This window comes from Kitasatospora sp. NPDC004669, assembly GCF_040609455.1.
GTDB lineage: Bacteria > Actinomycetota > Actinomycetes > Streptomycetales > Streptomycetaceae > Kitasatospora.
Genome location: NZ_JBEXKB010000154.1, coordinates 1 through 8699, shown reverse-complemented (window position 1 = coordinate 8699; position 8699 = coordinate 1). Strand labels below are relative to the sequence as shown.

The window sequence follows — 8699 nt, the reverse complement described above, 5'->3', positions numbered from 1 at the left end:
AGCTCGGCGGCCTGCGGCACGTAGTTCATCCACGCCCCGCGCCGCCGGTACTCCCGCCGCTGCTCCAGGGCAGTGTTCCATACCGACCGGCAGATGCTGCCGAACGTCTCGCACAACTCGGCCTGATCTCCGGCAAGTTCAAGGCGGTAACGTCGCCCGGACAGCACAGGAACACCCCCCTTCGGCAACTGTGACCAACATAGTGCACGCCACTGACAACGCAGCGATCTCCGCCGCTTCACGGCTCCGAGCCAAGGATGGGCTAACCCCCAGCTAAAGCAGGGGGTCTGCGCCCAAGAGTTCAGATCAGGCCGAGGAGGGTGCGGCCGAGGAAGGCGATCGGCATCACGGTTCGCCCGTCTCCCGGTACCGGGGTCTGCGGCCGAGGACGGCCAGGGGCTCCTCGAAGGGCTGGTCCGCCAGGTAGGCCGGCGACCAGGCGACGCCCCACCGGCCACAGTTCGGGCAGTTCCACGTCCGTCCGGTCTCGTTGGCGTCGCCGAGCGGATCGACTGGCGCGCCGCAGCCCGGCGCGGGGCAGGCCGGAGGGCCGGTCATCGACGGCGGTCCCGCCTGAGCCGCCGCTGGGTGGCCCTCCGAATGAACGGTTCGGACGCGACGACGCCGAGCATGAGAACGGCGGCGAAGGTCATGAGGCACACCAGCACCGTGGCGACCCTCGGCGGACCGGGAAGTGCCCAGGTGGCGACTGCCGCCGCGCCGCCACTCAGTGCGCCGATGATGCCGACCGCGATCAACACGTCGACGCCGACGGATGGTTGGCGGCTCACGCGACACCCTCGCCGGAGACGCCGAGCCGGCCCCGGGACTTGGCGGGGACGAGGTGGACGACCACCGTCGGCTCGCCCGGGAGCGACTGGATGCAGGCAGGATCGACGGTCCGTTCCAGCCCGCCACCCACCGGCCGCACGTAGGCGAGCCCGCCCCGTGTGTCCATGTAGACGACGTTCTGGTTGGTCGTCGCGTCCTTGACCAGCTCGCCGACCTGCGGTCGATAAGGCGGTTTGGCGGGGGACTTCTTGCGCGTCACGGCAGCAACTCCGTTCCGTAGTGCGATGACTACCCAGGGCTGCTAACTGTGGTTTATAGTCGGCGATGCCTTCAACGTTTCATTCGGGAAGGAAGAGGGCTTTAGCGATCATGAACCGCAAGGAACTTGATCCGGAATCATCTCCAGCCGCCAAGTTCGGCGCCCAAGTTCGCGAGCTACGAGAAGCGCGCGGCTGGACACAGGAACACCTGGCAGAACTCACCGGATACTCAGCCGTACATGTGTCCGCTGTCGAAACTGGTCGCAAACCTCCAACTGAGCGATTCTCCCGGAGACTCGACGTGGCCTTCGGGACCCCGGAGCAGTTCGAACGGGAGTGGCGCAACGCGGGGCGACGTGTCCTGTTCGAGGGATTCGGTGACTACCTGCGCAGCGAGGCCGACGCGGTGGCGCCACGGCTGTTCGAAATCAACATCATTCCGAGCCTCTTCCAGACCCCCACCTACGCAAGGGCATACCAGGAAGCGCGAGTTCGACGGGGACGGGCAACTCAGCCGCAGGCCGAGGAACGGCTCACGATGCTGCTGCACCGACAGCAGCATCTGAACCGGCAACCCGGGCCCCGAGTCCATGCGGTCATAGACGAAGGATGCCTACGCCGGGTCATCGGGGGCCCTGATGTCATGGTGGAGCAACTCCAGCACCTGGAGAAACTGGCCGTCCAGCCTCAATTCATCATCCAGGTCAGCCCGTTCTCCCTCGGCGAAGACCGGCCGTTTGCACACCCCATCACCTTGCTGACCATGCCGAACAGGGCCAGCGTGGGATACGGTGAGATTCAGGGGCGGGGCTTCCTCCAGCGCGACCCGGATCCCCTGGCCGAGTGGGCCGGTGAGTACGATCAACTGCAGGTCGAGGCGTTGTCCCGGGCAGCGAGTCGAGAGTTCATCCGGCAAGTTCGGAGGAGTTTTGAGCATGGTTGACCTGGCACACGCCGCATGGCGCAAGAGCACCTACAGCGCCCAAGAAGGGCAGTGCGTGGAGGTGGCGGACGGGTTTTCCGGCCAGATGCCGGTGCGGGACAGCAAGGACCCCGAAGGCCCGGCCCTCATCTTCCCGGCCGAGGCCTGGCACTCCTTCGTCTCCGCCGTCCGAGCCGGCGAGTTCGGCACGGCCTGACGAACCCGCAAACTGCCCGAACCCCACCACCCTCGCGGGTCGTGGGGCACAGGCCGCCAGGTCTGAAGGGAGAGAACGGGTGCTCTCCTACAGGCCGCCCCCGGACATGAGGTCCGACAGCTCCGCCATGTGCTCGGCCCGACGCTGGAGGAGGTGGACCTTCACCTCAGGGAGTTCGGCGACCCGCAGCAGCTGCCACCCTTGGGCCTGCTGGTAGTAGCGCGACAACTGCTCCTGGGCAGTGCCGCGACGTACCCACCGGATGCCCTCTCCGGCAGCGCGGTCGAGAGCCCACCAGGCGAGCAGACGGCCGAGACGGTAGGGGTTCGGTCGGGTGAAGGTCGTCGTGAGGAAGAGACTGGGCTCGCAACGTTCCTCATCGGTGAAGCCCCACGGGGGCAGAGTGTTCTCCCGCATGATCGTCGTGCAGCCGACAACACCGTGATTCTGGTGCTCCAGGACCCACACGGGAATCGCCGGGTCGGCGGCCTGGGCCCCGAACTCGTCAGCGGCGGCCTCGCACTCGCCGAGGCCGCGCGTGGTCAGCCAACGGGACCGCTCACGGATCATGTTGGCAATCGGTGCAACGTCCTCCTCGGTCGCCTCGCGCATCCGGAACACCGGCTTCTCCTCTCTCACGATGGTCTTTGGATCGTCACCGCATTGTCAGCGCCGAGTCGGCGAGCAACGCGAACACGACTTCCCGGTCGGCGCGTTGGGAGGTTCCGGCGTCGAGCCGGTCAGCAACGGCGCGTAGAGCCTGTGGGTCGAGGAGCCCGGCGTCCAACAGCGGCGAGCCTTCGTCCAGGAGGAGCCGCACCCGGCGGGCGCCGTGTTGGCGCATGGCCAGGTTCATGATGTTGCCGAAGTTCTCCGGAATCGGTGAAGTGGTTGAACTCGACCAGCCGGCCGTCGAAGACCCAGAAATCATTGCCCGGCAGCGCGATGTCCGACGCCAGGCGGCGGGGAAGCCAGCGGACCTGTTCACCGGCTGCGACGTTCACTGCGGTTCCGGCGTGCTCGAAGCGGATGTAGTCGGTCACCGGCTCCGACACGATCCGGGCCCGGCGCATGATCACGCCACGGCTGACGGTGTCCCGGACGAGCGGCACCCACCCGGCCCAGCCCTCGGACTCGGGGTCGAGGTCGGGGTGGACGCCCGTCTGCTTGAAGCGTTCGAAGTCCGTAGACTCCTCGCCCACGCCGTACCAGTCGCGCATCTCCAGGTGCACGGCCGAGTGCTGAGTGGCCTTGAGCAGGTCAGAAAAGTCCGGAACGTTCTGCGTCATCGAGTGCCTTCCTAATGATCGCCGCCATGCGGAGCGGGACCCGGACTACGTCCTCGCCTTCAGGGATGCCGGTCGCATGGCCTGGAGCCCACTCGATCGTGCTGACCTTGGCCAGCAGTTCCTCGCCGGGTTTCCAGCCTTGGAACACCAGCTCCCGTTTCTCTTCGTCCACCCACACCGTCGGCGAGCCGTTTCCCTGGGTCTCGGGGTCCATCCCGTAGAACCGTAGTGCCATCGTGCCCTCCCGTACCAAGCCGGTTGCACATCCTTGCGTCACCGTTCCGCACGGATGATGAACCGTCAGGTCATCGACGCACTCAGGACACGCGGCCCGATGCCCCACTACCCGCAACGGGTAGTGGGGCATCCTTCTATGCGCAGCAAGCGCGACCGTCAGCCGCTGACGCTGGGCGTGCCCGTCTCCAGGTGGCCGGTGAACCGCTGCGACCAGCTGCCGTCGGCGTCCACCGTGACGGTGAAGTCGTACCAGCCGTTGGTGTAGGCGACGGCGTTGAAGAAGTCGCTGACGCTGCCGCCGGCCGGCACCTGATACGTCCAGGGGCCGTCCGTCCGGTAGTTGTTGGACGTGATGGTGAAGGTCATCGGCGTGCTGCCGGAGTTGGCCAGCTTGAAGTAGATCGCCAGCTTGCCGGTGCCCGGCTCGACCGCGTACGAGGCGGTGACGGCCGCGTTCTTGCCCGGTTGGGTGAGGTCGCCGGTGAAGCGGCGCAGGAACCGGTTCGGGCCGACCACGATCAGGTCGTACTTGCCGTTGCCGAAGCCGTTGGTGCCGCAGTTGAAGAAGTCGGTGACCGGGCTGCCGGAATCGACGGTGTACTGCCAGGGACCTCCGCTGCGGTAGGCGTTGGCGTAGGCGGCGAAGTGCGCGGCCCGGGCGGCTCCGTCGTTGGACATCTTCAGCCAGACGTGCATGACGCCGCTGGCGTTGGTGTCCCAGTGGTCCAGGTTGGCGTTCGGCTGGTACGGCAGGGCACGGGCCGGACGGGTGCCGGGCTCCTGCGCGGGCAGCACGTTGTTGCCGGGCGAGGGGTTGGGCAGCGGGCCGCAGGTGGACAGACCGATGGTCTGCGAGGTGTCGGGCAGCGAGGGCATGCCGTACACCGGATTGACGAAGTCGAAGATCGAGGTGAGGTCCCCGCAGACCTGCCGGCGCCAGGCGCTGATGTTGGGGCTGGTGGCGGGCTTGCCGATGGCGGCGGTCCACACCTCCAGGAAGCGCAGCACCGAGGTGTGGTCGAAGGTCTCGGAGTTGACCCAGCCGCCACGGCTCCACGGGGAGACGGCGATCAGCGGGACGCGGAAGCCGAGGCCGATGTTGGTGGAGTTGTAGAACTCGTCCGCGGTGCCGGAGGGCGCCGCCGGCGGCGGGACGTGGTCGAAGAAACCGTCGTTCTCGTCGTAGTTGATCAGCAGGACGGTGGAGTTGAACACGTCGGGGTCCGCGTTCAGCGCGTCCATCACCATGTGGACGAAGTGCGCGCCGTCCTCGGGGGTGGCGTAGGGGTGCTCGGAGGACTGCTGGTCGGCGACGATCCAGGAGACCTGCGGCAGGGTGCCTGCGAGCACGTCGCTCTTGATGGCGAGCGCGATGTCGTCCGGGGTCTTGCCGGTGACCTTGGGGACGGAACCCATGCCCTTGACGGCGAGCGGGCTGCCGGCCGGGGCGCCGGTGAACTGGCTGAAGTAGGCGAGGGCGTTGTCGCCGAAGTTGTCGTTGGCGTTCTGGTAGACCTTCCAGCTGACGCCGGCGTTCTCCAGTGCCTCGGCGTAGGTCTGCCAGCGCAGGTTGGACTCGGATCCGCCGTCGTAGGCGGGGCCGCCGGCGGTGCCGTTGGGGTCGATCCAGCCCGACCAGTGGTAGGTGCGGTTGGGGCCGGTCGCGCTCAGTACCGAGCAGTGGTAGGCGTCGCAGATGGTCCAGTTGTCGGCCAGCGCGTAGTGGAACGGGATGTCGGCGCGCTGCAGGTAGCCCAGGGTGCGGACGGTGCCCTTGGCGGACACCCAGGAGTCCATCTTGCCGCCGTTCCAGGCCTTGTGCTGGTCGGACCAGGCGTGCGAGAGGTCGCCGTTGCACTGCGCCAGGGTCTCCGGGGAGCCGCTGTTGCCCGAGGGGTTGAAGGCCCACGGGTACTGACGGGCGAACAGGCCGTTCGGCTGGTTGAAGACGCTGTAGCCGCCGGAGATCTGGATGGTGGCCTTGTCGGCGAAGCCGCGGACGCCCTTGAGAGTGCCGAAGTAGTGGTCGAAGCTCCGGTTCTCCTGCATCAGGATCACGACGTGCTGGACGTCGGTGATGGTCCCGGTGGTGCTCGGCGTCGCGGCCGCCGCCGGAGCGCTGCCGGCGACGGCGGATCCGCCGACCACCGCCGCTCCCGCCGCGGCGCCCGCGGAGAGTGCCATGAACTTCCTGCGATTCAGCTCAGCCATTTGACCAGCCCGTCCATTCCCGAGGTGTGTGTACAGGTCGTGCCTCAGCCCCCGAACGGCGAGCATCTTTGCGCAGGTGGGAGCCGTGGGAAAGGGCCCCCGGTCAAGCCTTGGCGGACTGTTCACCGGCCCATCGCCGAGCGACGGGCCGATGAACGAGTTGTTCAGACATCCTTCACCTGGATCCCCAGCGCGTGAGCGAACTGCGGTGCCAGCTCCAGCAGTTGGGTGGAGCTGATGACAGCTCCGCGCAGCCCCTGGTGACCGTCCGCCAGCCCGAGCCGGACGGCGCCGCGCAGGTCGGTCTTGCTCAGTACGGCCCCGCGCAGCCGGACCTCCTCCAGCGTCGAGCCGGGGAAGGACACCCCGGTCAGCTTCGCCTCCCCGAAGTCCACGTCGCGCAGCAGGCAGTCCTCGAACACGACGTCCCGCAGCACGGCCGACCGCAGGTTGACCGCCTCCAGCTTGCAGCCGCGGAACACCACCCGCCGCAGCGCCGAGCCGTACCCGGCCACCCCGGCCAGCACGCCGCCGACGAAGGCGCTGTCCTGCCACTCGGTGTCGCTCAGGTCGCAGGCCACCCAGCGGCCGGCCTGCACCCAGACCTCGTTGAACCGGGCCTGGCGCAGCTTGACCCCGCTGAACGCGACCCCGGTGAAGGCGCACTCCAGGAAGGCCGCCCCGGCGGCCGACTCGTCGGTGTGCTCGCCGCCGTCGAAGTGCGCGGTGTCGTAGCGGTCGTCGCTGCGCAGCGGCCCGGTGTGCGGGCGCAGCAGCTCGGCGTACGGGAGGTCGGCGAGCCGGTCGGGGGCGGAACGGGGCATGGTGGCACCTTTCGGGACGGATCTCGCCCGCATGCTCGCACGCGCCACCGACAACACCCGGGACCGGCCGCAGCGGCGTGCGGCCGGTCCCGGGGGTGCTCAGAGCCGTCAGCCGCGCGCCCAGAGCGAGTTGACCCGGCTGCGCTCGGCGCTGTTCGGGTACGGGTTGGTGCAGGACGGGCCGGGGCCGCCGCCCGACATCAGCTCGCTGCACGGGCCGGAGTAGTGGTCCGGCAGGCCGAGCACGTGCCCGGTCTCGTGGGCCGTCACCCGGACCGAGTTGTACTGCCGGTTCTGCTGGTAGTCGAGGAAGATGTAGCCGCGCCCGTGCCCGTCGGTGCTGGCGTACGAGCCACGGCTGTCGTTGCCCTCGTAGTAGCGGAAGTCGGCGGCCGAACCGGACCTCAGCTGGACGTTCTTGACCGAACTGTTCCAGATCTGCGCGGCGTTGGCGATCTGGGTGCGGAAGGACGGGGCAGAGCGGCGTCGTAGGTGACCACGACGGTGGCCAGGCCCGGGTTGGCGGCCTGCTTGGCCTTGGCGGAGGCCATCACGGCCTGGAAGAACGCCTGATTGTCCGCGGCCTCGGCGGCCGAACCGGCGTACGTCGAGGCGGTGTAGCCCTGCACGGCCGGTGCGGCCGGTGCGGCGGTGGCCGCGGTGGCGGGCAGCACGGCGAGGCCGGCCGCGAGGGCCAGGCCGAGGGCGGCGGACAGCACGGATCGCTTCATGTGGGGGCTCCGATTCCTGTGGTGCCGTGGCCGGTTGGGGGCCGGCCCTGGGGGACACCTGGTGAACGGGTGATCTCCCCAGAGCTTCGGGCAGCCCGGCGGACGGGCGGATGATGTCAACCCGCGATAGCCCGGCCCAATACCCCTGCGGCCCGGTGGATTCGAGTCGCCTTTCCCTGGTCTTGACTCACCCATGCCCCTGGCATTCCGTTCCGCCGACGGCTAGGCTCCGAGGCGGGGAAGTACCCACTGCGGCGGGCCGCCCGTTTCCGGCCGGGCGGCCCGCCGCGCCCCGATCCGCTTGGCGGTACGGCTAGTTCGCGGGCGCCGCACCGTTCGCCCAGAGCGAGTCGACCTGCGCGCGCTCGTTGCCGTCGGGGTACGGGTTGGTGCAGGACGGGCCGGGGCCGCCACCCGACATCAACTCGCTGCACGGGCCGGAGTAGTGGTCCGGCAGGCCGAGCACGTGCCCGGTCTCGTGCGCGGTGACGCGCACCGAGTCGTACTGCTGGTTCTGCTGGTAGTCGAGGAAGATGTAGCCGTGCCCGTGCCCGTCGGTGCTGGCGTACGAGCCGCGGCTGTCATCGCCCTCGTAGTACGAGAAGTCGCCGGTGCCACTGGATTCCTGGAGCTGGACGTTGTGCACCGAGCCGTTCCAGATCTGCGCGGCGCTGGCTATCTGACCGGTGAAGGAGGGGGCGCCGGCGGTGTCGTAGGTGACGGTGACGGTCTGCAGCCACGGGTTGGCGGCCTGCTTGGCCTTGGCGGAGGCCATCACGGCCTGGAAGAACGCCCGGTTGCCGGCCGCCTCGGCGGCCGAACCGGCGTACGTCGAGGCGGTGTAGCCCTGCACGGCGGCCGGAGCGGCGGGCGCGGCCACGGCGGTGGCGGGCACGATCGCGAGGCCGGCGGTAACGGCCAGACCCAGGGCGGCGGACAGCACGGATCGCTTCATGTGGGGGCTCCGAATTCGCGGGTGCGCCGGTTCGCCGGGGTCTGTGGGGGCCGGGCACGGCTCGTGCGGCGCACGGTGGGGGCAGTCCCGGCGGGGACCGGGGCGGTGTGCTGCCCCCGAGCTTCGACCCGCCCGGGCCGGTCGCGGATGATGTCAACCGGCGATAGCCAGGGCTCGGTCATGGTCCTTGACCAAGGCCGGTGAGGTCGTTCGGGTTTCGGTGGCAGGCCGGGCAACGCCACAGGGCGGTGATCAGCGCGA

Annotated in this window: 12 protein-coding genes and 1 pseudogene; 2 read left to right on the top strand and 11 right to left on the bottom strand. The window is 68.8% G+C overall.

The window, feature by feature from the left end; genetic code table 11:
* The 4 genes from ABZW30_RS45970 to ABZW30_RS45955 all read right to left on the bottom strand — a co-directional run.
* Positions 1-167, bottom strand: a 167-nt coding sequence (locus ABZW30_RS45970) for a helix-turn-helix domain-containing protein (RefSeq protein ID WP_355677309.1), incomplete at its 3' end; no start/stop codon positions are given.
* Between the two features lie 178 nt (positions 168-345).
* Complete coding sequence (locus tag ABZW30_RS45965) at positions 346-558, bottom strand: hypothetical protein (protein ID WP_355677308.1); 213 nt, start codon at positions 556-558, stop codon at positions 346-348.
* The gene (locus ABZW30_RS45960; RefSeq protein ID WP_355677307.1) at positions 555-791 is read right to left on the bottom strand and encodes a hypothetical protein; all 237 of its coding nucleotides are present in this window, start codon (positions 789-791) and stop codon (positions 555-557) included. The genes ABZW30_RS45965 and ABZW30_RS45960 overlap by 4 nt, the downstream gene beginning before the upstream one ends.
* A complete protein-coding gene (locus ABZW30_RS45955; protein ID WP_355677306.1) occupies positions 788-1051 on the bottom strand; it encodes a hypothetical protein in 264 nt (87 codons plus the stop codon). Before ABZW30_RS45955 ends, ABZW30_RS45960 begins: the two co-directional genes overlap by 4 nt.
* A 110-nt stretch (positions 1052-1161) precedes the next feature.
* Between ABZW30_RS45955 and ABZW30_RS45950 the strand changes: the two genes are divergently transcribed.
* Positions 1162-1995 (top strand): helix-turn-helix transcriptional regulator, encoded by an 834-nt coding sequence (locus ABZW30_RS45950; RefSeq protein ID WP_355677305.1) that lies wholly within the window; start codon positions 1162-1164, stop codon positions 1993-1995.
* On the top strand, positions 1988-2191 hold the full coding sequence (locus tag ABZW30_RS45945; RefSeq protein WP_355677304.1) for a DUF397 domain-containing protein: 204 nt from the start codon (positions 1988-1990) through the stop codon (positions 2189-2191). The genes ABZW30_RS45950 and ABZW30_RS45945 overlap by 8 nt, the downstream gene beginning before the upstream one ends.
* 87 nt (positions 2192-2278) lie before the next feature.
* Here ABZW30_RS45945 and ABZW30_RS45940 read toward each other — a convergent pair whose 3' ends face one another.
* The 7 genes and pseudogenes from ABZW30_RS45940 to snpA (ABZW30_RS45910) all read right to left on the bottom strand — a co-directional run bounded on the left by ABZW30_RS45940 (position 2279) and on the right by snpA (ABZW30_RS45910) (position 8438).
* Positions 2279-2812 carry a GNAT family N-acetyltransferase gene (locus ABZW30_RS45940; protein ID WP_355677303.1) on the bottom strand — a complete coding sequence of 178 codons (534 nt, stop codon included), beginning with the start codon at positions 2810-2812 and terminating at the stop codon, positions 2279-2281.
* 119 nt (positions 2813-2931) lie between these two features.
* Positions 2932-3480: a DUF6879 family protein gene (locus tag ABZW30_RS45935; protein ID WP_355677302.1), complete on the bottom strand. Its 549-nt coding sequence runs from the start codon at positions 3478-3480 to the stop codon at positions 2932-2934.
* Positions 3452-3715, bottom strand: coding sequence for a hypothetical protein (locus tag ABZW30_RS45930; RefSeq protein ID WP_355677301.1), 264 nt, complete (start codon positions 3713-3715; stop codon positions 3452-3454). Before ABZW30_RS45930 ends, ABZW30_RS45935 begins: the two co-directional genes overlap by 29 nt.
* Positions 3716-3873: 158 nt before the next feature.
* Positions 3874-5928: a phosphocholine-specific phospholipase C gene (locus ABZW30_RS45925; protein ID WP_355677300.1), complete on the bottom strand. Its 2055-nt coding sequence runs from the start codon at positions 5926-5928 to the stop codon at positions 3874-3876.
* Positions 5929-6092: 164 nt separating this feature from the next.
* Positions 6093-6752: a pentapeptide repeat-containing protein gene (locus ABZW30_RS45920; protein ID WP_355677299.1), complete on the bottom strand. Its 660-nt coding sequence runs from the start codon at positions 6750-6752 to the stop codon at positions 6093-6095.
* 108 nt (positions 6753-6860) lie between these two features.
* Positions 6861-7483: pseudogene (gene snpA / locus ABZW30_RS45915) on the bottom strand (snapalysin).
* Positions 7484-7796: 313 nt separating this feature from the next.
* Positions 7797-8438 (bottom strand): snapalysin, encoded by a 642-nt coding sequence (snpA, locus tag ABZW30_RS45910; RefSeq protein WP_355677298.1) that lies wholly within the window; start codon positions 8436-8438, stop codon positions 7797-7799.
* Positions 8439-8699: the final 261 nt, after the last annotated feature.

Coding starts and splice junctions, on each gene's coding strand:
- ABZW30_RS45950 (WP_355677305.1), top strand. CDS start 1,162: ATGAACCGCAAGGAACTTGATCCGGAATCATCTCCAGCCGCCAAGTTC.
- snpA (WP_355677298.1), bottom strand. CDS start 8,438: ATGAAGCGATCCGTGCTGTCCGCCGCCCTGGGTCTGGCCGTTACCGCC.
- ABZW30_RS45965 (WP_355677308.1), bottom strand. CDS start 558: ATGACCGGCCCTCCGGCCTGCCCCGCGCCGGGCTGCGGCGCGCCAGTC.
- ABZW30_RS45935 (WP_355677302.1), bottom strand. CDS start 3,480: ATGACGCAGAACGTTCCGGACTTTTCTGACCTGCTCAAGGCCACTCAG.
- ABZW30_RS45945 (WP_355677304.1), top strand. CDS start 1,988: ATGGTTGACCTGGCACACGCCGCATGGCGCAAGAGCACCTACAGCGCC.
- ABZW30_RS45930 (WP_355677301.1), bottom strand. CDS start 3,715: ATGGCACTACGGTTCTACGGGATGGACCCCGAGACCCAGGGAAACGGC.
- ABZW30_RS45925 (WP_355677300.1), bottom strand. CDS start 5,928: ATGGCTGAGCTGAATCGCAGGAAGTTCATGGCACTCTCCGCGGGCGCC.
- ABZW30_RS45920 (WP_355677299.1), bottom strand. CDS start 6,752: ATGCCCCGTTCCGCCCCCGACCGGCTCGCCGACCTCCCGTACGCCGAG.